25 protein-coding genes and 1 pseudogene are annotated in these 21,911 nt (G+C 67.8%); 16 read left to right on the top strand and 10 right to left on the bottom strand.

Translation table 11 applies throughout. The features are described from left to right. The 4 genes and pseudogenes from H5J31_RS17700 to H5J31_RS17685 all read left to right on the top strand — a co-directional run. Nucleotides 1-272, top strand: a pseudogene (locus H5J31_RS17700) (histidine kinase); the annotation flags it as partial. After that, nucleotides 273-683, top strand: coding sequence for a roadblock/LC7 domain-containing protein (locus tag H5J31_RS17695; protein WP_181773681.1), 411 nt, complete (start codon nt 273-275; stop codon nt 681-683). Beyond that, entirely contained in the window at nt 680-1,051 is a 372-nt protein-coding gene (locus H5J31_RS17690) for a DUF742 domain-containing protein (RefSeq protein WP_181773680.1), read from the top strand. Before H5J31_RS17695 ends, H5J31_RS17690 begins: the two co-directional genes overlap by 4 nt. After that, nucleotides 1,032-1,637: a GTP-binding protein gene (locus tag H5J31_RS17685; protein ID WP_125785033.1), complete on the top strand. Its 606-nt coding sequence runs from the start codon at nt 1,032-1,034 to the stop codon at nt 1,635-1,637. The genes H5J31_RS17690 and H5J31_RS17685 overlap by 20 nt, the downstream gene beginning before the upstream one ends. A gap of 79 nt (nt 1,638-1,716) precedes the next feature. On the opposite strand, the gene H5J31_RS17680 is transcribed toward H5J31_RS17685, so the two are convergent. After that, entirely contained in the window at nt 1,717-2,142 is a 426-nt protein-coding gene (locus H5J31_RS17680; protein ID WP_181773679.1) for a DoxX family protein, read from the bottom strand. Nucleotides 2,143-2,337: 195 nt separating this feature from the next. Next, on the bottom strand, nt 2,338-2,787 hold the full coding sequence (locus tag H5J31_RS17675; RefSeq protein WP_181773678.1) for a DoxX family protein: 450 nt from the start codon (nt 2,785-2,787) through the stop codon (nt 2,338-2,340). Between the two features lie 145 nt (nt 2,788-2,932). Between H5J31_RS17675 and H5J31_RS17670 the strand changes: the two genes are divergently transcribed. Beyond that, nucleotides 2,933-3,400: an NUDIX domain-containing protein gene (locus H5J31_RS17670; protein ID WP_181773677.1), complete on the top strand. Its 468-nt coding sequence runs from the start codon at nt 2,933-2,935 to the stop codon at nt 3,398-3,400. A gap of 211 nt (nt 3,401-3,611) precedes the next feature. Here the strand turns inward: H5J31_RS17670 and H5J31_RS17665 are convergent, their stop codons facing one another. Beyond that, nucleotides 3,612-4,286 (bottom strand): HAD family hydrolase, encoded by a 675-nt coding sequence (locus tag H5J31_RS17665; RefSeq protein ID WP_181773676.1) that lies wholly within the window; start codon nt 4,284-4,286, stop codon nt 3,612-3,614. A 147-nt stretch (nt 4,287-4,433) separates the two neighbouring features. On the opposite strand from H5J31_RS17665, the gene H5J31_RS17660 reads away from it, so the two are divergent. The 4 genes from H5J31_RS17660 to H5J31_RS17645 all read left to right on the top strand — a co-directional run bounded on the left by H5J31_RS17660 (nt 4,434) and on the right by H5J31_RS17645 (nt 8,721). Then, nucleotides 4,434-6,023 carry a discoidin domain-containing protein gene (locus H5J31_RS17660; protein WP_328701523.1) on the top strand — a complete coding sequence of 530 codons (1,590 nt, stop codon included), beginning with the start codon at nt 4,434-4,436 and terminating at the stop codon, nt 6,021-6,023. A 76-nt stretch (nt 6,024-6,099) separates the two neighbouring features. Next, nucleotides 6,100-7,344, top strand: coding sequence for an MFS transporter (locus tag H5J31_RS17655; RefSeq protein WP_181773675.1), 1,245 nt, complete (start codon nt 6,100-6,102; stop codon nt 7,342-7,344). Then, nucleotides 7,341-8,339: a TolB-like translocation protein gene (locus H5J31_RS17650; RefSeq protein WP_181773674.1), complete on the top strand. Its 999-nt coding sequence runs from the start codon at nt 7,341-7,343 to the stop codon at nt 8,337-8,339. Before H5J31_RS17655 ends, H5J31_RS17650 begins: the two co-directional genes overlap by 4 nt. Before the next feature lie 31 nt (nt 8,340-8,370). After that, nucleotides 8,371-8,721: a DUF3817 domain-containing protein gene (locus H5J31_RS17645; RefSeq protein ID WP_181773673.1), complete on the top strand. Its 351-nt coding sequence runs from the start codon at nt 8,371-8,373 to the stop codon at nt 8,719-8,721. 64 nt (nt 8,722-8,785) lie between these two features. Here H5J31_RS17645 and H5J31_RS17640 read toward each other — a convergent pair whose 3' ends face one another. Further along, nucleotides 8,786-8,995, bottom strand: coding sequence for a DUF5988 family protein (locus H5J31_RS17640; RefSeq protein ID WP_181773672.1), 210 nt, complete (start codon nt 8,993-8,995; stop codon nt 8,786-8,788). Nucleotides 8,996-9,304: 309 nt separating this feature from the next. On the opposite strand from H5J31_RS17640, the gene H5J31_RS17635 reads away from it, so the two are divergent. Beyond that, the gene (locus H5J31_RS17635; protein WP_181773671.1) at nt 9,305-9,631 is read left to right on the top strand and encodes a hypothetical protein; all 327 of its coding nucleotides are present in this window, start codon (nt 9,305-9,307) and stop codon (nt 9,629-9,631) included. 56 nt (nt 9,632-9,687) lie between these two features. Here the strand turns inward: H5J31_RS17635 and H5J31_RS17630 are convergent, their stop codons facing one another. From H5J31_RS17630 to H5J31_RS17615, 4 genes are all read right to left on the bottom strand, one after another. Continuing rightward, the gene (locus H5J31_RS17630) at nt 9,688-10,440 is read right to left on the bottom strand and encodes a thioesterase II family protein (protein WP_181773670.1); all 753 of its coding nucleotides are present in this window, start codon (nt 10,438-10,440) and stop codon (nt 9,688-9,690) included. A gap of 124 nt (nt 10,441-10,564) precedes the next feature. Next, a complete protein-coding gene (locus H5J31_RS17625; RefSeq protein WP_181773669.1) occupies nt 10,565-11,362 on the bottom strand; it encodes an alpha/beta fold hydrolase in 798 nt (265 codons plus the stop codon). A gap of 23 nt (nt 11,363-11,385) precedes the next feature. Next, on the bottom strand, nt 11,386-12,030 hold the full coding sequence (locus H5J31_RS17620; protein ID WP_181773668.1) for a DUF998 domain-containing protein: 645 nt from the start codon (nt 12,028-12,030) through the stop codon (nt 11,386-11,388). Nucleotides 12,031-12,472: 442 nt separating this feature from the next. Next, a complete protein-coding gene (locus H5J31_RS17615) occupies nt 12,473-13,606 on the bottom strand; it encodes a metallophosphoesterase (protein WP_181773667.1) in 1,134 nt (377 codons plus the stop codon). A 136-nt stretch (nt 13,607-13,742) separates the two neighbouring features. Here H5J31_RS17615 and H5J31_RS17610 point away from each other — a divergent pair, with 136 nt between their 5' ends. Then, complete coding sequence (locus H5J31_RS17610; RefSeq protein WP_181773666.1) at nt 13,743-14,603, top strand: hypothetical protein; 861 nt, start codon at nt 13,743-13,745, stop codon at nt 14,601-14,603. Between the two features lie 60 nt (nt 14,604-14,663). Here H5J31_RS17610 and H5J31_RS17605 read toward each other — a convergent pair whose 3' ends face one another. After that, nucleotides 14,664-16,925 carry an ATP-binding cassette domain-containing protein gene (locus H5J31_RS17605; RefSeq protein ID WP_181773665.1) on the bottom strand — a complete coding sequence of 754 codons (2,262 nt, stop codon included), beginning with the start codon at nt 16,923-16,925 and terminating at the stop codon, nt 14,664-14,666. A 78-nt stretch (nt 16,926-17,003) separates the two neighbouring features. On the opposite strand from H5J31_RS17605, the gene H5J31_RS17600 reads away from it, so the two are divergent. The 5 genes from H5J31_RS17600 (at nt 17,004) to H5J31_RS17580 (ending at nt 21,058) form a co-directional block, all read left to right on the top strand. Beyond that, complete coding sequence (locus tag H5J31_RS17600; RefSeq protein ID WP_181773664.1) at nt 17,004-17,786, top strand: TetR/AcrR family transcriptional regulator; 783 nt, start codon at nt 17,004-17,006, stop codon at nt 17,784-17,786. 10 nt (nt 17,787-17,796) lie between these two features. Beyond that, nucleotides 17,797-18,228 carry a nitroreductase family deazaflavin-dependent oxidoreductase gene (locus H5J31_RS17595; protein WP_181773663.1) on the top strand — a complete coding sequence of 144 codons (432 nt, stop codon included), beginning with the start codon at nt 17,797-17,799 and terminating at the stop codon, nt 18,226-18,228. A gap of 125 nt (nt 18,229-18,353) precedes the next feature. After that, a complete protein-coding gene (locus H5J31_RS17590; RefSeq protein WP_181773689.1) occupies nt 18,354-18,833 on the top strand; it encodes a pyridoxamine 5'-phosphate oxidase family protein in 480 nt (159 codons plus the stop codon). A 30-nt stretch (nt 18,834-18,863) separates the two neighbouring features. After that, complete coding sequence (locus H5J31_RS17585) at nt 18,864-20,411, top strand: sensor histidine kinase (RefSeq protein ID WP_181773662.1); 1,548 nt, start codon at nt 18,864-18,866, stop codon at nt 20,409-20,411. Then, nucleotides 20,408-21,058, top strand: a complete 651-nt coding sequence (locus tag H5J31_RS17580; protein ID WP_181773661.1) for a response regulator — start codon at nt 20,408-20,410, stop codon at nt 21,056-21,058. The genes H5J31_RS17585 and H5J31_RS17580 overlap by 4 nt, the downstream gene beginning before the upstream one ends. On the opposite strand, the gene H5J31_RS17575 is transcribed toward H5J31_RS17580, so the two are convergent. After that, entirely contained in the window at nt 21,055-21,687 is a 633-nt protein-coding gene (locus H5J31_RS17575) for a sigma-70 family RNA polymerase sigma factor (RefSeq protein WP_181773660.1), read from the bottom strand. The genes H5J31_RS17580 and H5J31_RS17575 overlap by 4 nt on opposite strands. Nucleotides 21,688-21,911: the final 224 nt, after the last annotated feature.

Here is a 21,911-nt window from a genome sequence, read left to right as displayed (position 1 = left end):
AAGTCCCGCAGGACGTCCGTCCGCCGCAGACCCGGCGACCGGGCCCCGAGGCGCCCGGCAGGCCACCGCTGCCGCAGCGCCGCCGTCAGACGAACCTGGTCCCCCAGTTGATGGAGGACCGGCCTGCCGCCCAGCGCGAGGAGGTCCGCGAGGACACCCCCGAACTGGCCAGGAATCGCCTCGCCGCGTTCCAGCAGGGCACGCGCCGCGGCCGGGACACCGAACCCACGGACGACTACACCGACCTCGACATGTACGGAGATCGTGACTAGATGGCCAACGCAGGAGTCAGTGAACTCGACTGGTTGCTGGATGACCTGGTCAAGCGGGTGAGCGGTGCGGACCGGGCGGTAGTCCTGTCTTCCGACGGCCTGCTCATCGGACGGTCCGGCAACCTGTCGGAGCAGGACGGCGAGCACCTGTCCGCGGTGGCGTCGGCGTTCCAGAGCCTCGCGCGGGGCACGGGACGGCACTTCGGCGGCGGCAACGTCCGCCAGACCATGGTCGAGATGGACCACGCCTTCCTGTTCGTCACCGCGGCGGGCCGCGGCGCGTGCCTCGCGCTGCTGGCGAAGGAAGACGCGGACATGGGCCTCGTGGCCTATGAGATGAACCTGATGGTCAAGCGGGTCGGAGCGGTACTCACCTCGGCGCCCCGCGCCGCGACTCCTCTGTCGCCATGAGCGGGCGGCACGAGTCCTGGTTCGAGGAGGACGCCGGGCCGCTGGTCCGGTCCTACGCCGTCACGGGCGGGCGCACCCGCTCGGACACGCTCGGCCTCGATCTGATCACCCTGGTGGTCGCCATGCGCACCGCGCACGAGGTCGCCGGCTTCGAACCGGAGTACGGGCGGATCCTCAACCTGTGCCAGAGACCGACCTCGGTCGCGGAGGTCGCCGCACGCATCGATCTGCCGCTACCGGTGGTCAAGGTGCTGCTGAGCGACCTCATCGAACAGAACCTCGTGCTGTTCCGTACCGCGACACCGGTCACCGACACCCCCAACAAACACGTACTCCAGGCGGTTCTTGATGGCATCCGGAAACTCTGAGCCCAGGCGATCCTTGACCGCGAACGCGGTCAAGGTCCTCATCGCCGGCGGGTTCGGGGTCGGTAAGACCACGATGGTCGGTTCGGTCAGCGAGGTTCCCCCGCTGCGCACCGAGGAGGTCATCACCGCGGCGTCCGAGGGCGTCGACGACCTCACCGGTGTCGAGAAGAAGACGACCACCACGGTCGCCCTCGACTTCGGCCGCATCACCATCAACCCCGAGCTGATCCTGTACCTGTTCGGCACGCCCGGGCAGGACCGGTTCTGGTTCATGTGGGACGAGCTCGCCGAAGGAGCTCTCGGCGCCGTCGTGCTCGCCGACACCAGACGGCTCGACAGCTGCTTCGCGGCCGTCGACTTCTTCGAACGCCGCGGACTGCCGTTCGTCGTCGCCGTCAACTGCTTCGACAACGCGTACCGCTACGGCACCGAAGAGGTCCGGCAGGCGCTCGACGTCAGCATGGACGTCCCGCTGCTGCTGTGCGACGCGCGGGAACGCGAGTCGACGAAGCAGGTGCTGACCGTGCTGATGGAGCACGTGCTCGCGCTGTCCGACCTCGCCGCCGGGTTGCCACAGGGCCGCTGACGCCTTCCGACCGTGCTATGAACGGCCCGTTACTTGCAAATTTTGCAAGTAACGGGCCGTTCATGGCATCGGTGGGGGCTCAGGACTTCCGGCGCCGACGCAGGGTGTCGAGCGCGTAGGTGCCCGGTCCCACGACCGCGAACAGCAGGAAGACCCACGAGTACAGGGCGGCCGTCTCGCCCTTGTTCTGCAGTGGAAGCAGAGCGTCGGGCTGGTGGACGACGAAGTACGCGTAGGCCATCGTGCCGGAGAGCAGAACCGCGACCGGGCGGGTGAACAGGCCCACCAGGATGAGCAGCGAGCCCACCAGTTCGATCACTCCGGCGTACCAGCCCGGCCAGGTGCCGAACGGGGCGGCGGGCTTGTCGAAGAAGCCCATCTTCTGCAGGCCGTGGCAGAGGAACAGGAACGCGACCACTACGCGGACGACGGAGAGGGCCAGGCCTTGCCACTTGGCGGAGGTCGGGTCGATCTCGGTGGTCGTGGCGGTGGCTGTCTGGGTCATGACGCATCCTTCCGGCTCAAGGTGGTCTAAACCATTGATGTGATTGAGGATGCCGGATACCCCCATCGGTAGGGAACTTTCTTTCGGGGGGTAATTCCTTGGTATGTCCGAATTTAACAACGCCGCAATGGATGAGAACGCGAAAAAGCTCTCTTCCCTGGAGTCATTCCAGGAAAGAGAGCTTTTGTTCCTTGATCAGCGGCGGCGGCGCAGTGTGTCGAGGGCGAACGTGCCCGGGCCGACGGCGGCGATCAGCAGGAAGATCCAGCAGTAAAGGGTGGACAGCTCGCCCATGTTCTGCAGCGGCAGCAGTCCCTCCGGAGCGTGGACGGTGAAGTAGGCGTAGGCCATGACGCCGGAGAGGAGCACCGCGACCGGGCGGGTGAACAGGCCGACCAGAACCAGCGCGGCGCCGACCACCTCGATCACGCTGCCGTACCAGCCGGGCCAGGAGCCGAGTTCGACCGAGCCGCCGGCTCCGTCGACGCCACCGAAGAATCCGAATCCCTGCAAACCGTGGCAGAGGAAGAGGAACGACACGACGATCCGCACGGCGGACTGGATCGCGCCCTGGGCCTTGGCGGCCCGCGGGGTGGCGGCGGTCGTGGTGGCGGTGGTCTCGGCGGAGGTGATGGTCTGCGTCATGGTTCCGGTCCTTCCGGGAAAGTCTGTCTGTCGGGCGGCTTCTGCTAACGCGTCGTACGAGCACGACACGGATCGACATCCGTCCGGAACTTTTTTTCGCGAGGCGGTCACATCACTCGATCGGAGCAAGGGCACACTGGACGGCGTGGCGGGTAAAACGAGTGCCGGGATTCTGCTTTTCCGCAGGTCGGGCGAGGTGACCGAGGTACTGCTCGGGCATATGGGCGGACCGTTCTGGGCGAAGAAGGACGCGGGCGGCTGGTCTGTGCCCAAGGGCGAGTACGAGCCGGACGAGACGCCGGAGGCGGCGGCGCGGCGCGAGTTCCAGGAGGAACTGGGGTTGCCGGCGCCGGAGGGGGAGTACCTCCCGCTCGGCGAGGTGAAGCAGTCCGGAGGCAAGGTCGTCACCGTCTGGGCGGTGGAGGGCGACCTCGACCCGGCTCAGGTCGTGCCGGGCACCTTCGAGATGGAGTGGCCGCCGCGATCGGGCCGGACGCAGGAGTTCCCGGAGGTCGACAGGGCCGCCTGGTTCGGGCTCGCCGAAGCGGAGGAGAAACTACTCAAGGGGCAGCGTCCGTTCCTCGCCCGGCTGGGGGATCTGCTCAACGGCTGAGTAATTCGCCCAGAGCAAGGCCCCGTGGGTCAGTTCGCCCTGGGTAACGAGGGGCGGAGGCGTGTTTCGCGTGCTTGGGCCCGGATCTCGTGTGCCCGGAGACGTGACTCGCGTGCTTGGTCACCGCACTCGGGGTGTACGGCGCCGATCCGCGAGATCCGTCTTCAAGCACGCGAGATCCGTCTCTGCGCACGAGAGTGCGCCGCCCAGGTCACCGCCTCGGCCGAGACGCGACACGTGTGCCTCCCCTCAGCAATTCGCCCAGGGGTTTGTCGGCGAGCGAGCCGAGGACGAGATCGGCGTGGTCGAAGTTCAGGACCGCGGTGATCGGGTTCGGTACCGCGACGCAGGTCAGCCCGGCCGCCTTCGCGGCGGTGACGCCGTGCGGCGAGTCTTCGAACGCGATCGCTTCGGTGGCCGGAAGGTCCAGTGCCGCGAGCGCGGCCAGATAGGTGTCCGGGCTCGGCTTCGCCTCGTGGAGGTCGCCGGTGAGGACGGCCTCGAAGGCGTCCGTCAGGCCCAGCCGCTTCAGATGTGTGGTGACCCAGTCGCCGGTCGAACTGGACGCGATGGCGAGCCGGAGTCCGCGCTCCTTCGCGTCGTCGAGATACTCCTGCACGCCGGGGCGCGGTCCCTCGGATTCCAGCAGTTCGGTGACCCGTGCGCGGACGCCGGTGCGGATCGCGAGCCTGTCCAGTTCTTGGTCGTCCTCCGCCAGTAACTCGAACATCGCGGTGGCGGTGTTCTGCGTACCGATCACGGTGTGCCAGACGTCGAGGGGGAGTTCGCCGCCACGGGCGCGAAAGGTCTCTTGCCAGGCCACGAGGACGGCGGCCTCCGTGTCGACCAGCGTTCCGTCGAAGTCGAAGATCAAGGCGCCGGTCATAGGACGAGTCTACGTCTTGACTCGCTGAGTGGCACGGATTACCGTACGCATTCGTTAGGAAAGTTACCAAACGAATTGTGTCCTGAAAGTGAACGCCGCGCACCCGTCCCTCTCAACCCGCCGCCACGGATTCCCGGGGAGATCGATGTGAAGGCCCGAACCCGACTACTGCCCTTAGGCGCGGCCGTCATCCTGTTGCCGACGCTGCTCAGCGGCAACGCGCAGGCCGCCGATGTTCTTTTGTCCCAAGGAAAACCTGTCCTGGTCTCCTCGGTGGAGTCCGCCGAGTACGGCGGCCCGCTGGCCGTCGACGGTAAGACCGGTACCCGCTGGGCGAGCGCCGAAGGCGCGGACCCGCAGTTCATCCGCGTCGACCTCGGAGGACCCTCCGCGGTCAACCGGGTCAAGCTGAACTGGGAAGCGGCGTACGCCACCGCGTACAAGCTGGAAGTCTCCAACGACGGCTCGGCGTGGACCTCGGTCAAGTCCGTCACCAACGGCAACGGCGGAACCGACGACCTCACCGGTCTGTCCGCCCGCGGCCGGTACCTGCGCCTGGTCGCGACCAAACGTGCCACCAGCTACGGCTACTCCCTTTGGGAGATGCAGGTTTACGGGACGTCGGACTCGTCCGGCGACACGCAGGCGCCCACCGCGCCGACGAACCTGAAGGCCGGCGCGCTCACTTCGTCCACCGTGGACCTGACGTGGACCGCTTCGACGGACAACGTCGGCGTCAGCGCCTACGAAGTGCTGCGCAACGGGCAGGTCGTCGGCACTTCGGAAAGCGCTTCCTATACCGACACCGGTTTGACCGCGGCGACCGCGTACACCTACACCGTCCGCGCGAAGGACGGTGCCGGCAACACTTCGGCCGCCAGCAACCAGATCCAGGCGACCACGCAGGCCGGCGGCGGTTCGTCGTTCGTGCTGGCCGCGGCGGGGGACATCGCGGACCAGTGCACCGCGTCCTCGTCGTCGTGCATCCACCCGAAGACCGCCAACCTGGTCGGGCAGATCAACCCGGCCGCGGTGATCACCATGGGCGACAACCAGTACGACGACGCCCACATCGAGGACTTCACGAACTACTTCGACAAGACCTGGGGCAAGTACAAGAACATCATGCACCCGGTCCCCGGCAACCACGAGACCTACGACCACACCCCGCTGGGCGCCTACAAGAAGTACTTCGGCAACATCGCGACGCCGAACGGGAAGACCTACTACAGCTGGGAAATGGGCAACTGGCACTTCGTGGCCATCGACAGCACGGAGTTCTCGCCCGGGCTGGCCGCGAACGCCGTCAGCGACGAGCAGCTGAACTGGATCAAACAGGACCTGGCGAAGAACACCAAGCCCTGCGTCGCCGCGTACTACCACCACCCGCGCTACACCTCGGGTGACCACGGTGACAATCCGAAGATGGCCACGCTCTGGCAGACCATGGTGCAGAGCAAGGTGGACCTGGTGCTCAACGGGCACGACCACCACTACGAGCGGTTCTTCCCGCAGAACGCCAGCGGTCAGAAGGACGCGAACGGGCCCGTGCAGATCATCGGCGGGGGTGGCGGGATGACGCTGTACCCGGTCAAGACCGAACACCCGGCCACGGCGAAGGCCATCTCGACCTTCGGTGTGCTCAAGCTGAACATGTCGGACAACGCGTTCTCGACGCAGTTGATCGGCCTCGACGGCAAGACCATCGACACCTCTCCCACCTACACCTGCCACTGATCCCCGTGATCAGGTGCCGGGTCGCGGCTCGTGTGCACCGCGGCCCGGCACCTCCTCGCGGCGTTGGAGGTCTCCCATGTACATAGCCACGAGCAGGGGAGCGGACACCGCGGCGGAGGTCCCGAAGAGCGGCGTGAAACGCGCCGTGACCGGGAACGTCGTCGCGCTCGGCCTGGTCAGCCTGGTCACCGACATCTCGTCGGAGATGGTGACCGCGGTCCTCCCGCTCTACCTCGTCCTCGGTCTCGGCTTGAGCCCGCTGCAGTTCGGCGTGCTCGACGGCCTCTACTCCGGTGTCACCGCGCTGGTCCGGCTCGTCGGCGGACATGTCGCCGACCGGTGGGGGCGGCTGAAAGCGGTCGCCTGCTTCGGTTACGGCCTTTCGGCGCTGGGCAAGATCGGCCTGATGATCGCGGGTTCGTCCACCGTCGCGATCGGCGCGGTGCTCGCCGCCGACCGCACCGGCAAAGGCGTCCGGACCGCACCCCGGGACGCGCTCATCACCTTGAGCAGCGACCCCGCCCACCTCGGCCGCGCGTTCGGCGTGCACCGGGCGATGGACACCTTCGGCGCTTTTCTCGGCCCCCTGGTCGCGATGGCCGTGCTGTGGCTCAGCCTCGGCAGCTACGACTCGGTGTTCTTCACCAGTTTCTGCATCGCCGCGATCGGCGTGATCATCCTGGTCCTGCTGGTCAAGGACCATCGGCCCGGCCCGGGGAGCGAGCGGCCCAAGATCTCGCTGCGGGAGACCGCGGGCCTGATCCGGCAGGCGTCGTTCCGCCGGATCTGTGTCTGGGCGGCGTTGCTGGGCCTGGTGACGCTCAGCGACTCGTTCCTGTACCTCGTCCTGCAACGCCGCTGGGAACTCGGCGCCGTCTTCTTTCCCTTGCTGCCCTTGGGGACCGCGGGTGTCTACCTGGTGCTGGCCGTGCCGTTGGGCAGGCTCTCCGACCGCGTCGGCCGGTGGAAGGTCTTCCTCGCCGGGCATGTCGCGCTGGTCGCCGCGTTACTGGCGCTGCTCGGACCGGTGGACGGCGGGGTGCTCGCGGTACTGGCCCTGGTGCTGCATGGCGTCTTCTACGCCGCCACCGACGGTGTCCTGATGGCCGCCGCCGGTCCGCTGCTGCCCGAACACCAGCGCGCGAGCGGGCTGGCCCTGGTGCAGACCGGACAGGCGACGACGCGGATGGTCGCGTCCGTCCTTTTCGGACTCGCGTGGACCACGTGGGACCTGCACGCGGCGGTCCTGGTGGCCGCCGGCGCGCTGGTCGTCGTGATCGTCGCGGCCGCCATCCTCCGTCCGCTGAGGACGAGCGCGTGAAGGCCCGGGTGCTCGGTGTGGTCGCGGCGGTCGTCGTGCTGGTCGCGGCGGCCGTCGGATACGGGATCTTCTCGCGGGACCGCGGTTCGGACGTCAACTCCGTGGCCGTAGTGTCCGGACAGCCGGTTTCGGTACAGGAGAAGGGGCAACTCCTGTTCCGTAACACCGCCGAAGGCCCCGATTTCGGCCGTCTCGCCACGGTGCCGGTGGCTTCGCCCGGCGAGCCGAGGAAGGTGTCCGGACTCAGCTGCGATCGGTTCGCCGCCTCGGCGGGGACGGCGCTCTGTCTGGCCGCGCAGCCCGGCGTACTGCCGCCGATGACCGACGTCATCGTGCTGGACAAGGATCTGAACGAGATCCGCCGGGTCGAACTGCCCGGTACACCCAGCCGCGGCCGGGTCTCGCCGGACGGCGAACTCGTCTACTGGACGCTGTTCGTCTCCGGGGATTCCTACGCGGCCACCGGGTTCTCGACGCGCGCCGGCATCCTCGACCTCGCGAGCGGGCAGCTGTTGAAGAGCATCGAAGAGATGACGGTGACCCTCGACGGCAAGCGCTACTACTCCTCCGACGTGAACTTCTGGGGGATCACGTTCGCCCCCGACGGCAAGCGGTTCTACGCGACCATGGGGACGAAGGGGAAGACGTACCTCGTCGAGGCGGACTACGAGAAGTACAGCGCGACGGCGATCCGGGAGAACGTCGAATGCCCGTCGCTCTCCCCGGACGGGAAGCGGGTCGCTTTCAAGAAGCGGGTTTCCGCCGATCTAGCGGCTCCGTGGCGGCTGGCCGTCCTCGATCTGGCTTCCGGCAAGGAGACGCTGCTGGCCGAGACGCGGAGCGTGGACGACCAGGCCGCGTGGCTCGACGACTCGACGGTGGCTTACGGGCTGGAGTCGGGGATCTGGGCGGTTCCGGCCGACGGGAGCGGGGCGGCGCGGGAGCTGGTTCGGGGAGGTAGTTCGCCGAGTGCGGCCCCGCCGCGCGATAGGTGACGAACCGGCCCGCCGCGGGCAGAATTCGACCATGACCACCGACACCGATGTCAGCACTCGTCCGATGGCCCGTACCGGAAAGGTGTTCGCCGCGATCGCCATCGTCGAAGCGGCCACGTGGGCAGGCCTGCTCGTAGGCATGTTCCTCAAGTACGTCACCGAAACCACCGAACTGGGTGTCCGGATCTTCGGCATGCTGCACGGCATCGCCTTCATCGCCTACCTGATCATCACCATCGCCACCGCGGTCGGCCTCCGGTGGAGCCGTCGGGTCACGATCATCGCCGTTCTGGCGGCGATCCCTCCGCTCGTGACGCTTCCCCTGGAGCTCTGGCTCCGCCGTACGGGGCGGCTCACCGTCGACGACACCCCATCCCGGTAACCCGGGGTCGTGCGTGTTCTGGATACGCGGGACGATCCAGCACACGCACGACATGCGGCCATGCCTATTCCGCGATTTTGGTGCGTCCGGTCCAGCGGAAGATCGCGACGTCCTCGGTGCCTCTCCGCTGGAATTCACCATCGTGGGTGAAGTGTTCGTACCCGCCCCCCACGGTGATCTTCAGGTGTTCGGTCCCGTCCTCCACCTCGCGGAAATTCCCCGGCGGAGGCAACTGTTCCGGCCCGCCGACCAGATCGACTTTGATATGCGCCATCAGTGAACTCCCTTGGTCGTGCCGGTACCACGAAGGTTCTGGTCTACGGCGTGAAAAGCTCCGGCGTGAAAGGAAAGGTCGAGGACGTGGCGGGGATCCCACGCTGTGTCCTGGATCTCATCGTGCTGGGGGTCGGCGGAGCTGTCAAGTATTTGCGCCGCCAATGGCGAAATGAATGGGAAGCAGGGGCGTGGTTAGGGGTTGAAATAGGGGTTTTAGTGGTACGGGCTGCTGATAAAGTTCTCTTGCCTGGGGTTCAGGTCATTTATCGCGACGTTATTCGATTTCGTCGACGAACTGGGAGAGAATATGAATCGGAAACTGTCCGTGCTGCTGCTCGGCCTGTCGGCGCTGGCGCTGCCGGTCGCCGTGGCGAGTCCGGCCGTGGCCACCGCGTCGGTGACTTGTGGCGACCACTGGAGTCCGCGTCCGGGTGGAGAGTTCGCCCGCGATTACGCGTGGGGGAACTGTGCGGGCTCCTCGCGGTCGGTCAAGGTCTACAAGCTCACCTACGGCGGGGCGTTCAAGAACCTCGTCCGGACGGACTGCGTGGCGGCCGGTCAGGCGACCGCGTTGGGCTCGACGACCGACTATCGCGTGCTGAGCTACACGGGTGAGGAAGCCGGAGCCTGCTGAGTACGGCGGAACCGGTCCGTCGCGCTCGACGCGACGGGCCGGTTCCGCCGCCACGCTCAGGCCGGGGTCACTACCTTCGCGATGGCCTCGATGACCTTCGGGGCGTGGGTGTTGAGGTAGAAGTGCCCGCCGGGGTAGGTCCGCAGGGTGAACTCCCCGTTGGTGTGCTTCTCCCAGTCGCTGACTTCGTCGATCGACGCCTTGGGGTCGCTGTCACCGAGGTGCGCGTGGATCGGTGCTTTGAGCAGCGGGCCCGCCTCATAGCGGTAGGTCTCGGCCGCGGTGTAGTCGGTCCGCAGCGCGGGCAGGACCATGCGTAGCAGCTCTTCGTCGCCGAAGATCTGGGGGTCGGTGCCGCTGAGCGCCTTGACCGCGTCGATCAGGCCCGCGTCGTCCCGAAGGTGCACGGTTTCGTCGCGGGCACGGCAGGGCGCCACGCGGCCGGAGACGAACAGCGCGAGCGGCACCGTGCCCTCCTGCTCGAGCCGCCGGGCGACCTCGTAGCCGAGGCTGGCGCCCATGCTGTGGCCGAACAGCACCGTCGGCCTGGTCAGCCAGGGCCGCAGTGCCCCGGTCACGGCGTCGGCGAGCTCGGTGATGGAGTCGATCCCTTTTTCGGTCCGCCGATCCTGGCGCCCCGGATACTGGATCGCGAGTACGTCGGCGGTCCCGGTCAGAGCTTTGGACACCGGGAAGAAATAGCTCGCCGATCCGCCGGCGTGCGGGAAGCAGACGACTTGGTACGGCGCGTTGTCCGAGGGGTGGAATCGCCGGACCCAGAGGCCGTTGTCGCCGTCGTTCCCGGTCACCCGATCTTCCCTTCGTCGTCTGTCTTGGCGCGTGGCCTCGAAGGGGCGACGCGAATCTGAGCTTGCCTCGGATCTTTCTTCGGCGAAACCCCTATCGCCGGTGCTTCGGCCCCTAAAACTCCGGTCATTCGGTGAAGTACTCGATCAGTACCGGGGCCACCGCCTTCGGCTTGAGCATATGTGTCTGGCCCTCGATCGTCTTGTGCTCGGCGCCGGGGACGGCCTTCGTCAGCGCGGCGACACCGTTGCGGATCCAGGCCGGGCTCTTGCCGCCGTCCATGACCAGCGTCGGCACGGAGACGCCCGACCACCGGCCCTCGGGCAGCGGTGTGCCGTCGTGCAGGCCGTCGAACAACGCGGCGTCGTAGCGCAGGGTCGGCGCGGTCTTCTTCAGCTTCGGCCAGGCGGGCATGAACCGCATCATGAACACGACCGGCGCCGGAACGCGGACGCCTTCGCGCATGAACGTCTTGATCGCGTCGCCGGGACGTCCGGTGGCGATGGCCTTCTCCAGCCGTTCGGTGTAGTCGGCCGGAACCGGCGGGCGGGTGTCGTCGACGACCAGCGGGAATTCGTACACCGCCAGTTTGGTGATCGCGAGCCCGGCGTTCGCGGCTTCGAGGGCGAGGGCCGCACCGGACGAGATGCCGTAGACGTGGGCGCTCCCACCGGCTTCCTTGATCAGCGCGTCGATGTCCTCGACCTCGCGGGCGATCGAGAACGGTTCGGTGTCGCCGCTCTCCCCGCGGCCGCGGCGGTCGTAGGTGTAGACGGTGAAGTGCCCGGCCAGTTCGGCGGCCAGTGGTTCGGCGGGGCCGAACCCGCGGTGGCACATGGCGCCGTCGACGAGGATGACGGCGGGGCCGGAGCCGGTGCGGGTGTAGGCGATGGTGGTGCCGTCTTGCGAGGTCACGGTGCTCATGGCGGGATTCTCCTCGATCGGGGCTAGCGAGTGAAACGGATGATGACGGCGGTGACCCAGCCCCAGGCCAGCATCACGGCGGCCCAGAACGCGAGCATCACGACGGCGTTCGCGTTACCGGAACTGATTCCGGCGAAGGCGGCGAAGAACGCGATGCCGGTGGCACGGGAGTAGACGGCCCAGCCGCGGTGACCTTCACGCGAGAAGCGGCTCGCGAACACGAAGGTCGCGACGATCAGCGAGAGGAAGCCGACCGAGCCGGCGGCCATGTGCAGGATCCCTCCGGTGCTGAGCGTCGCCGGGCCGGTCCCCGCGGGGAAGCCGTTGCCTGGGTCGGCTTTGAAGACCGCGGCGAAGAGCAGGCTGACGCCGAAGAGACCCAGTAGCCGTGGTCCCCAGAAACTCCCTCTCCCCGGTTCGAGCACTCGGCTCAGGCCGATCGCCCCGGCGATCGTCAGGACCCCGGTGACCAGGAAGTTCGCCACCTGGATCCAGCCGGCGTCGCCGTTGCTCAACATGCTCGCCGGGTGCTTCGTCATATCGAAGCCGTCGCGGACCGCGGCCTGGGTGAGCGAGATCAGGAAGTACAGGGGGCCGGCGACCGCGCCACCGGCGAGCAGGGCGCGGGCCGGGGCGGCGACGGGGATTCGGGTGGCGGCGATGGTCATCGTTTCGGCCTTTCGGAGCGGGATGCGTTGGCACCACTCTCGCCCCGAACTCTCAAGTTGTCAAGACAAAAAAATTTGTCGGTAGGATCCGGTGCGGGGCCGAAGGCGTCGCACCTGGAGGGGTAAGTCAAATGTGGCGCGTTCGTCCTCTGGCGCCGGCCCGGGTGAAGGGTTGCGAAAGCCACTTTCGCAACCTTGAACGTTGCGAAAGTGGCTTTCGCAACACCGTCTCGCCGGTAGACCCGCGCTGGACCGAGGGGTGGCGCAAACGTGTCATGTCGGCTGACGGGTCCGCGAAGGAGACCTTCACCGCCTCAGAGTAGACAAGGAGCCCTTCGTGGCCCCGGGAACTTGCGCCGCGCCGCGAAGACCTCCTGCGGGGACGCAGACTTCACGGCAGAGACCCGGCCACGCCACATTCGACTTGCCCCTCGGTGGAGGGCTACTTGCTGTTTCGCAAGGTCAGGAGGGTGATCTCGCTCGGTGCGAAGACGCGCAGCGGCGGTCCCCAGAAGCCGGTGCCGCGGCTGGTGTAGAGCTGCGTGCGCTCGCCGTGGCGCGAAAGTCCGGCCAGCACCGGCTGATCGAGCCGGACCAGGAGATGGAACGGCCAGATCTGGCCGCCGTGGGTGTGCCCGGAGATCTGGAGGTCGATACCGGCCTCGGCGGCCTGCTTGACCTGCTTCGGCTGGTGGGCGAGCAGGACGACGGGGGTGCTCGCGGCGACGCCGTCGAGCGCGGCCGGGAGATCGGGACCATGGCCGGGCAGGCCGGAAGCGGTGCCGGTGGGATCGTCGATCCCGGCGAAGACGAGCGTGTCGCCGTTCAGGCTCACGGGTACGTGCCGGTTGTGCAGCGGCTCCCAGCCGAGGTCGCGCATATGGTCGAGCCAGGCCTGCGCCTCGCCGAAGTACTCGTGGTTGCCGGTGATGTAGAACTTGCCGAGTTTGGCGCGCACCTTCCCGAGCGGCGCGACCTGGACCCGGCGCTTCGCGACCGAACCGTCCGCGAGGTCGCCCGCGTGCGCGACGACGTCGGCGTCGAGTTCGTTCACCACCTCGACGACCTTCTCCGACCACTTCGTCCGGTTCAGCGGGCCGAAGTGCGTGTCGGTGATGATCGCGAAGCGGAGGCCGTCGAGCCCGGCGCCGAGCCGGGGGATGACGACGTCGAGTTCCTTGAGTCGGGGAACGCGCCGCGCCTCGACCATCCCGTACGCCGCCAGTCCCGCGAACGCCACCAGGACGACGCCGGAAACGATCCCCGCCGCACTGTCCACTCCGGACAGCGCGAGGACGAGCCGCAGTACGTTTCCGAGCACCGACAACGAGAACAGCAGCCAGATCAGGCCGAGTGAGAGGTCCCCTACCTTGGCCGCCGCGTCGCGCTGCAACGGGCCGTGGCCCAGGATCATGCAAGCGGGCACGGCCACCGCCGCGACGGCGAACACGATGGTGCCGAGGACTTCGAGCGCGGCCGGGAGTTCGGGGGCGCCGACGATCGTCCACCACGGGACCCCGAACAGCAGGGCGAGGACGGCGATCAGCGCGGCGACGCGGAAAAGGATGCGAGGCATGATGCGGCCAGGCTAACAGACCGTCGGTCTCTACCGCGGTCGTCGCTGAGGGCCTCTCAGGTACGTCGACGGACGTACTCGAGGTGCCGCTTCAGGGACGACGCTTCGGGAGCCGATCCGCAAGACACTCTCCGGTATGAACGAGATACGGCCGATCGAGCGCGTCGCCTACGTCGTGGGGACGCTCCTGTTTCTCAGCGGCCTGGTGCACACGATCTTGTTGGTCGCCTCCGGCGGTTCGTGGACCGGGCCGCTGTCGATGCGCAAGGCGGTGACGTTCGGCCTGTCGTTCGGGCTGACACTGGTCACCGTCGCTTGGGCGACGTCGTACGTCGCGGTGCGGCCGCGCGTGCGGAACGTGCTGCTCGGCGTGTTCACCGGCGCGAGTGTCGTCGAGACGGTGCTGGTGAGCATGCAGGCCTGGCGCGGGGTGCCGTCGCATTTCAACTTCGAGACCGGCTTCGACAACGCGGTCTCGACGACGCTCGCGGCGGGTGGCGGCGTGATCATCCTGACCGCCGTGTCGTTCACAGCCGCGGCGCTGCGCGGCGAAGGGGAGACGACGCCGAGCATGCGGCTCGCGGTGCGGTTCGGGCTGATCGCGCTGCTGGTGGCACTCGGCGCGGGCGCGGCGATGATCGCGAGTGGCGTCGTCGAGGCGCGGGGCGGGAACCCGCAGGCCGCCTACACCACCGCCGGCGCGCTGAAGCCGCTGCACGCGGTGGCGATGCACGCGATCCTCGTCGTGCCGGGGCTCGCTTGGCTGCTGCGGTTCGCGGACTGGACCGAGCGTCGCCGCGTGCGGCTGGTGTGGGTGGCGATCGGTGCTTACGCCGTGCTGACCGCGGTGGTGGGGGCGGAGTCGCTGGCCGGGGTCTCGCCGTTGGCGGCCTCGCCTGTCGAGACGGTGACGTCGGGGCTCGCTCTGGTGGTGCTGGGGCTGAGCGGTGCAGTGGCCCTCCGTGAAGCGGTTCGCGCTCGGTCCAGGGTGCTATGAACGGCCCGTTACTTGCAAAATTTGCAAGTAACGGGCCGTTCATAGCACGCGCGATACGCGTTACCGGCCCACGTAAGCGCGCAGGTGCTGAGCCGTCAGCGTGTCACCGGAGGCGACCAGATCCGAAGGCGTCCCGGTGAAGACGACCTCGCCGCCGTCCACCCCGGCGCCCGGGCCGAGGTCGACGATCCAGTCGGCGTGCGCCATCACGGCCTGGTGGTGCTCGATGACGACGACGGTGTTGCCGTCGTCGACGAGCCGGTCCAGCAGGCCGAGCAACTGGTCGACGTCGGCGAGGTGCAGGCCGGTGGTCGGTTCGTCGAGGACGTAGGTCGCCGACTTCTCCGCCATCCGGATGGCGAGTTTGATCCGCTGCCGTTCCCCGCCGGACAGTGTGGTGAGCGGCTGCCCGAGACCGAGGTAGCCCAGGCCGACGTCGGAAAGCCGGTCCAGGATCGCCCGCGCCTGCCCCGAGGTGAAGAACTCGCGCGCTTCGGCGACCGGCATCGCGAGGACCTCGCTGATGTTCTTCCCGCGCAGCTTGTAGGTCAGCACCTCCGCGGTGAATCGCTTGCCCTCGCATTCCTCGCAGACCGTCGCCACCCCGGCCATCATCGCCAGGTCGGTGTAGATCAGCCCGATGCCCTTGCATTTCGGGCACGCGCCTTCGGAGTTCGCGCTGAACAGCGCCGCCTTGACGCCGTTGGCCTTGGCGAAGGCGGTGCGGATCGGGTCGAGCAGACCGGTGTAGGTCGCCGGATTGCTCCGCCGCGAGCCGCGGATGGCCGACTGGTCGAGTACCACCACGTCGTCCCTTGTGGACAGTGAGCCGTGGATGAGCGAGCTCTTGCCGGAACCGGCGACCCCGGTGACCACGGTCAGCACGCCGAGCGGGATGTCGACGCTGACGTCCTTGAGGTTGTGCCGGGTCGCGTTCCGGATCGAGACCTGTCCGGTGGGCACGCGGACCTCGGAGCGCAGTCGCGCCCGGTGGTCGAGGTGGCGCCCGGTGAGCGTGCCGGACGCGCGCAGGCCGGCGACGTCGCCGGTGAAGCAGATCTGCCCGCCGTTCGGACCGGCGCCCGGGCCGAGGTCGACCACGTGGTCGGCGATCTCGATCGTCTCCGGTTTGTGCTCGACCACGAGCACCGTGTTCCCCTTGTCCTTCAACAGGAGCAGCAGGCCGTTCATCCGCTGGATGTCGTGCGGGTGCAGGCCGACGGTCGGCTCGTCGAAGACGTAGGTGACGTCGGTGAGGCTGGAACCCAGGTGCCGCACCATTTTCACGCGCTGTGCCTCGCCGCCGGAGAGCGTCCCGGATTCGCGGTCGAGGCTCAGATAGCCGAGGCCGATCTCGACGAGCGAGTCGAGGGTGCCGCGCAGTGTCTCCATCAGCGGGCCGACCGACGGGTCGTCGAGTTTGCGGACGAAGTCGGCCAGATCGCTGATCTGCATCGACGAGCAGTCGGCGATGTTCAGCCCGTCGATCTTCGACGCCAGCGCCGCCTCGTTGAGCCGGGCGCCACCGCACGCCGGGCACTGTTCGAAGGTGACGGCCCGGTCGACGAACGCCCGGATATGGGCCTGCATCGACTCCTTGTCCTTCGAGAGGAACAGCCGCTGGACCTTCACCAGCAGGCCCTCGTAGGTGGTGTTCATCCCGCCGAGCTTCATCTTGGTGGCGGGCTTGTGCATGAAGTCTTCCCACTGCTGTGGGGTGTAGTCCTTCAGTTTCACCGCGGGATCGACGAATCCGGACTCCGCCAATCCCTTCCAGTACCAGGTCTCCGGGGCGAAGTTCGGGACGGTGATCGCCCCTTCGTTGAGCGAAAGCTCCTTGTCGACAAGCTGGTCGACGTCGATCGTGGACACCTTCCCCAGCCCTTCGCAGGAAGGACACATCCCCTCGGGAAGGTTGAAACTGAACGCGCCCGACGTCCCGACGTGCGGCTGTCCCAGCCTGCTGAAGACGATCCGCAACATCGTGTGCGCGTCGGTCGCGGTGCCGACCGTGGAGCGGGAGTTGGCCCCCATCCGCTCCTGGTCGACGACGATCGCCGCGCTCAGGTTCTGCAGCGCGTCCACGTCCGGCCGTGGAACGGGGGCCATGAAGGACTGGATGAACGCGGTGTAGGTCTCGTTGATCAGCCGCTGCGATTCCGCGGCGATGGTGCCGAACACCAAGGACGACTTCCCTGAGCCGGAGACACCGGTGAAGACGGTGAGACGGCGCTTGGGGATGTCGACCGAGACGTCGGCGAGGTTGTTCTCTCTGGCTCCGCGCACCTGGATCATGTCGTGGCTGTCGGCTGCCGAAGGCATGGCGCTCCCCTGGTTCGAACTCTTTAGCCTGTAAAGTGAGGGTAGCAGACGTTACTTTATGCTGTAAGGAGTTTGCGAGTGGTCGTCTACGCGGCACAGGGGGATCCCCGGAAGTCGATGGCCCTGCTGTGGCGGACCGAGTCGCCGGACGTCGAACGCCCGGGACCGAAACCGGGACTGTCGGTGGACTTGATCGTCGACGCCGCCATCGCGATCGCCGACGCCGAAGGCATGACAGGCCTTTCGATGCGCGCCGTCGGCGACAGGCTCGGCCGCACGGCCATGGCGCTCTACACCTATGTCCCGAGCAAGAGCGAACTGCTCGACCTCATGTACGACAAGGCGCTCGCGGAACTTTCCGATTCCCCTGACGGGGGTGGATGGCGTTCCGGCGTCGCGCGGTGGGCGAACGACCTGTGGGACTTCTACCTGCGGCATCCCTGGGTCCTCCAGGTCTCGCAGGCGCGGCCGGTGCTGGGGCCGCACGAGTACGTCGTACTGGAGGCGCTGGTGCGGATCCTGCGCCGGACCGGATTGCGCCCGGTGGTGCTGCGGCGGCTGGTCAGCGCGCTGTATGCCTGCGTGCGCGAGCCGGCCAGGACGGCCGCGGAGTCGCGACTGGCCGAAAAGGTGACCGGGCAGTCCGACGACGAGTGGTGGTACGCGCGGTCGGCGTTCCTGAAGGAGGTGTCGCCGGACTTCGCCGAGCGGTTCCCGACGCTGACCTGGATGGAGAGTGAGCAGGCGTTCCAGATGGACGACGAGACGGTGTCGTATCTGGAGCGGGAGGCGCGGGAGGCCTTCGAGATCTCGCTGTCCGTCCTCCTGGACGGAATCGAAGTGGCGATGAAAGTGGAGTAGCCTTCTCCGCATGCCCAGTGATTTCGCCTTGAAGACCATGAACGCCGTGCACCGCGTCATCCAGAAGGTCAGTGGCGGCCGCGCCGGCTGGCAGGTCGCCGGGATGACCGTGCTGGAACTGACCACCATCGGCCGCAAATCCGGCCAGCCGCGCACCGTGCTGCTCACCTCGCCGCTGCGCGAGGGCGACGCGTACGTCATCGTGGCCTCCCGTGGCGGCGACGATCAGCACCCGGCGTGGTTCCTCAACCTCCGCGACAACCCCGACGTCCAGGTCACGCTGAAGGGTGAGACCGCCCAGCCGATGGTCGCGAGCGTCGCCGACACCGAGCTGCGTGCCCGGCTGTGGCCGAAGATCACCGCCGACTACAAGAACTACGCGCAGTACCAGACCAAGACCGAGCGGGAGATCCCCGTGGTCTTGCTGGCGCCCAAGAAGTAGGCGCGCCGCTCACGACCACCGCGGCCGGACATCCCCCGCACGGGCCGGGTCCATCGGCCCTACCGGCGAGTCGGTATGCCAGGGACCGTAGACCTCGAAGCAAAATGGACTACGAGAACGCGGGGATGCCGATGTCCGACTCCTTCGGTCTCGAGACGCTCGACCGCGAGCAGTGCCTGTCACTGCTCGCGGGTGCCGGGCTCGGCCGGGTGGTGTTCACCTCCCGGGCGCTGCCGGCGATCCAGCCCGCGCGGTTCGTGATCTACCACGGGGCGATCGTGGTCCGGACGCCGTCACAGAGCGCGTTGTTCGCCGGAGTACTCGACAGCGTGGTCGCGTTCGCCGTCGACGGGTTCGCGGAGGATTTGATGAGCGGCTGGTACGTCACCGTCCTCGGCCGCGCGGCCGAGGTGCGTGACCCGATCGTGATCGCCGAACTCGCGACCCTGCCGCTGGGCTGCTGGACTGGTCAAACGGACGCCCGGTATCTCCGGATCCCGATCGAGTCGGTCACCGGTCGGAGGATCCTCGGCGCTTGCAGTAACGAAGCACTGTCCGTGATCGACGCACCAGATGAGCGATCCGGGCGCGTTTGTCATTCCTGACCCCACTGCCCGGGGAGTTACTCCGGGACGGTGACGCCTGTGCGGCGGGTGAGTGCGGCGAGTGACGCCAAGGCGCCCAGAATCCTGGACGCGGTGGCGGGGATCGCCCACGATCTCAGCCTTTCCGACGTCCTCCGGCGCATGGTCGAGTCCGCCTGCGAACTCACCGGTGCTCCGTTCGGCGCGCTGAGCGTGCTCGATTCGGCCGAGTTCATCCGCTTCGGCGACGCTTGGGAGACCCCGCCGTCCGAGGACGAGTCCCGCGTGATGCCCATCCGCATGCGCGGCCGCATCTTCGGGATGCTGTACCTCGCCAGGAAACCCGGCGGTGAGGAATTCACCGAATCCGAGGAGGATCTGCTCGTCGCGCTCACCGCGGCGGCCGGTGTGGTGATCGAGAACGCCGCGCTGTTCGACCAGGTACAACGGCGCGAACGCTGGCTCGAGGCGTCCTATCACGTCACCGGTGCGCTCCTGACCGAGCAGGACCTGACCGCGACCCTGCGCCTGATCGCCGAACGCGCCCGTGTGGTCGCCGGCGGCACCGCGGGCGCGGTGGCGCGGCCGGCGGGCGACGGCCTGCTGGTCTTCGAGATCGTCGAGCCGCCGGGGCCGGACGCCGACCGGCTGGCCGGTGTCGTCGTGCCGACCGAGGGCACCGCGACCGGGATGGCGTTCACCACCGGCAAACCCGTCGTGGTCCGGGACTACGGTGCGAAAGTGGTCGAGTACCAGGGTGAACGCGGTGCCACGATGCCCGCGGTGATCAAGGACCTGGACTCCACGATCGCCGTGCCGCTGATCGCCGGCGAGGAGAAACTCGGCGTCCTGCTGGTGGCGAAGTTCCGCGACAAGACCCCGTTCTCCGCCTACGACGTCCAGCTGGCCGAGACCTTCGCCGGGCACGCCGCACTCGCGGTCGAATTCGCCCGCGCGCAGCAGGACCGGCAACGGCTCGCCGTCTTCGAGGATCGCGACCGGATCGCCCGCGACCTGCACGACCTGGTGATCCAGCGGCTGTTCGCGATCGGGCTCGGTCTGGAGGGGCTCAGCAGGCTGACAGCCGAACCGGCCGTCGCCGAGCGGGTCGGCGGATTCGCGCACGAGATCGACCGCACCATCAGGGAGATCCGCAACAGCATCTTCTCGTTGCAGGAACCCGCCGAGGCGCAGGGGAGCCTCCGGTCGGAGTTGCTGCGTGTCGCGCTCGACGCGGGCTGCGCTTCCGAACCCCGGGTCGGGTTCGAGGGTCCGCTCGACTCGACCGTCCCGGACACGGTCCGCTCGGATCTCATCGCGACCCTGCGCGAAGCACTGTCCAATGTGGTCAGACACGCGTCGGCGTCCTCGGTATCCGTGGACGTTTCGGTGGACCGGGACGGGAAACGGCTGACTCTTTCCGTGGTGGACGACGGCGTCGGGATGCCGTCCGAGCCCGGACATCGCAGTGGGGTGGCGAACCTCGGCGAGCGCGCGGCCCGCTGGAGCGGGACGTTCAGCGTCGAAGCGCGGCCGGAAGGCGGGACGAGGCTCGACTGGTCGGTGCGACTGCCGGCCCGACAGGGGAGTGTGGGATGACGATTTCGGTGTTCCTGCTGGACGATCACGAACTCGTCCGCACCGGGCTGAAGACCGTCTTCGAGGCCGAGGACGACTTCACCGTGGTGGGTGAGGCGTCCACGGCCGCCGAGGCGCTCGTGCGGATCCCCGCCGTCAAACCGCAGGTCGCGGTGCTCGACGTCCGGCTGCCGGACGGTGAAGGGGTCAGCGTCTGCCGCGAGATCCGGGCGTCCGTCGATCCGCCGCCCGCCTGCCTGATGCTGACGTCCTATTCCGACGACGACGCGCTCTTCAGCGCGATCATGGCGGGCGCGGCCGGGTACATGCTCAAGCAGGTCTCCGGCGGCGCGCTCGTCAAGGCCGTCCGGACGGTCGCGGCGGGCGGATCGCTCCTGGACAGCACGCTGACGGCGTCGGTGATGAACCGGCTGCGCGGGGAGAGCGACGATCACCCGGACCCGCGGTACGAACAGCTCAGCCCGCAGGAACGGCGGGTACTCGACCACATCGCCGACGGGCTGACCAACCGCCAGATCGCGGAAAAGCTGTACCTGGCGGAGAAAACGGTCAAGAACTACGTGTCGTCGCTGTTGCACAAGCTCGGCTTCGAACGCCGCACCGCGGCCGCCGTCTACGCCTCGCAACGCCGTAAGTCCTCTTCCTAGAAGATGGTGAGACCGTCGGCGAAACCGGGGTCCTGACGCAGCACCTTGCGCAGTTCGTTGAGCGCCCGGTGCTGGGTGACGCGCACCGCGCCCGCACTCGCCATGCCGAGCGCGGTGGCGGTCTCCTCGGCGCTGAACCCGAGGATCACGCGTAGCACGAGGACATCCCGCTGCTTCGGGGAAAGTACCTTGAACAGGCGCGAAAGGCGTCGGCTGCGATCCGCCTTCTCGACCTCTTCGAACGTCGGGTTCCACGGCCCGTCCTGTTCGGGTTCCGGATCGGGCACCGGCGCCGACGGGTCGCGGGCGAGGCTCCGCCGGACGTCGGCGACCTTGTGCGCGGCGATGCCGAAGACGTACGGCAGGAAGCTGTTGTCCTGGTAGCTGTAGCGCGGCAACGCGACGAGGACGGCCATCAGGACCTCCTGCGCGCAGTCCTCCGCGTTGGAGATGCCGCGTGTGGTCGCGCCGAGCTTGCCCACGCAGTACCGGAACACGATCGGCCGGAGGAGCGTCAGCAAGGTCCCGACGGCCCGCCGGTCCCCGTCGATGGCCGCACGGATCGTTTCGCCGTCCGGTTCCCCCGGCCTGGGCACGTATGTCGGGCGCACGACCTCGGACACGGTCATCACGCCGGATGGGCCGTTCTCGGTGTGTACCTGTGCGTTCCCATCGTCCCCGCCTCCCTGAAGCCCCCAGGCCTGTTTGCCCCTTCGACGTTACGGAGCGCGTTCGCGAGTCACACCGGTAAAGCAGCCCGGAGTAGTCGGGTCTTTAGGCCCTGGTGCCCGCCGGGTATGGACTTTCGGCAGATTGGTCTAGACAATTAGTCATCGGCGGCGATGCGCCGCCC

It is taken from the genome of Amycolatopsis pittospori (genome assembly GCF_013870525.1).
In the GTDB taxonomy this organism is placed as follows: domain Bacteria; phylum Actinomycetota; class Actinomycetes; order Mycobacteriales; family Pseudonocardiaceae; genus Amycolatopsis; species Amycolatopsis pittospori.
The sequence above is the reverse complement of the archived record's forward strand: the minus strand, read 5'-3'. Positions and strand labels throughout refer to the sequence as shown.

Bases quoted from the DNA above. Each gene is read 5' to 3' on its own strand.
- H5J31_RS17590 (WP_181773689.1), top strand. From the start codon at position 18,354: ATGCCGATGTCCGACTCCTTCGGTCTCGAGACGCTCGACCGCGAGCAG.
- H5J31_RS17595 (WP_181773663.1), top strand. From the start codon at position 17,797: ATGCCCAGTGATTTCGCCTTGAAGACCATGAACGCCGTGCACCGCGTC.
- H5J31_RS17645 (WP_181773673.1), top strand. From the start codon at position 8,371: ATGACCACCGACACCGATGTCAGCACTCGTCCGATGGCCCGTACCGGA.
- H5J31_RS17695 (WP_181773681.1), top strand. From the start codon at position 273: ATGGCCAACGCAGGAGTCAGTGAACTCGACTGGTTGCTGGATGACCTG.
- H5J31_RS17655 (WP_181773675.1), top strand. From the start codon at position 6,100: ATGTACATAGCCACGAGCAGGGGAGCGGACACCGCGGCGGAGGTCCCG.
- H5J31_RS17635 (WP_181773671.1), top strand. From the start codon at position 9,305: ATGAATCGGAAACTGTCCGTGCTGCTGCTCGGCCTGTCGGCGCTGGCG.
- H5J31_RS17665 (WP_181773676.1), bottom strand. From the start codon at position 4,286: ATGACCGGCGCCTTGATCTTCGACTTCGACGGAACGCTGGTCGACACG.
- H5J31_RS17685 (WP_125785033.1), top strand. From the start codon at position 1,032: ATGGCATCCGGAAACTCTGAGCCCAGGCGATCCTTGACCGCGAACGCG.
- H5J31_RS17575 (WP_181773660.1), bottom strand. From the start codon at position 21,687: ATGACCGTGTCCGAGGTCGTGCGCCCGACATACGTGCCCAGGCCGGGG.
- H5J31_RS17640 (WP_181773672.1), bottom strand. From the start codon at position 8,995: ATGGCGCATATCAAAGTCGATCTGGTCGGCGGGCCGGAACAGTTGCCT.
- H5J31_RS17625 (WP_181773669.1), bottom strand. From the start codon at position 11,362: ATGAGCACCGTGACCTCGCAAGACGGCACCACCATCGCCTACACCCGC.
- H5J31_RS17675 (WP_181773678.1), bottom strand. From the start codon at position 2,787: ATGACGCAGACCATCACCTCCGCCGAGACCACCGCCACCACGACCGCC.
- H5J31_RS17620 (WP_181773668.1), bottom strand. From the start codon at position 12,030: ATGACCATCGCCGCCACCCGAATCCCCGTCGCCGCCCCGGCCCGCGCC.
- H5J31_RS17605 (WP_181773665.1), bottom strand. From the start codon at position 16,925: ATGCCTTCGGCAGCCGACAGCCACGACATGATCCAGGTGCGCGGAGCC.
- H5J31_RS17580 (WP_181773661.1), top strand. From the start codon at position 20,408: ATGACGATTTCGGTGTTCCTGCTGGACGATCACGAACTCGTCCGCACC.
- H5J31_RS17610 (WP_181773666.1), top strand. From the start codon at position 13,743: ATGAACGAGATACGGCCGATCGAGCGCGTCGCCTACGTCGTGGGGACG.
- H5J31_RS17690 (WP_181773680.1), top strand. From the start codon at position 680: ATGAGCGGGCGGCACGAGTCCTGGTTCGAGGAGGACGCCGGGCCGCTG.
- H5J31_RS17615 (WP_181773667.1), bottom strand. From the start codon at position 13,606: ATGCCTCGCATCCTTTTCCGCGTCGCCGCGCTGATCGCCGTCCTCGCC.
- H5J31_RS17680 (WP_181773679.1), bottom strand. From the start codon at position 2,142: ATGACCCAGACAGCCACCGCCACGACCACCGAGATCGACCCGACCTCC.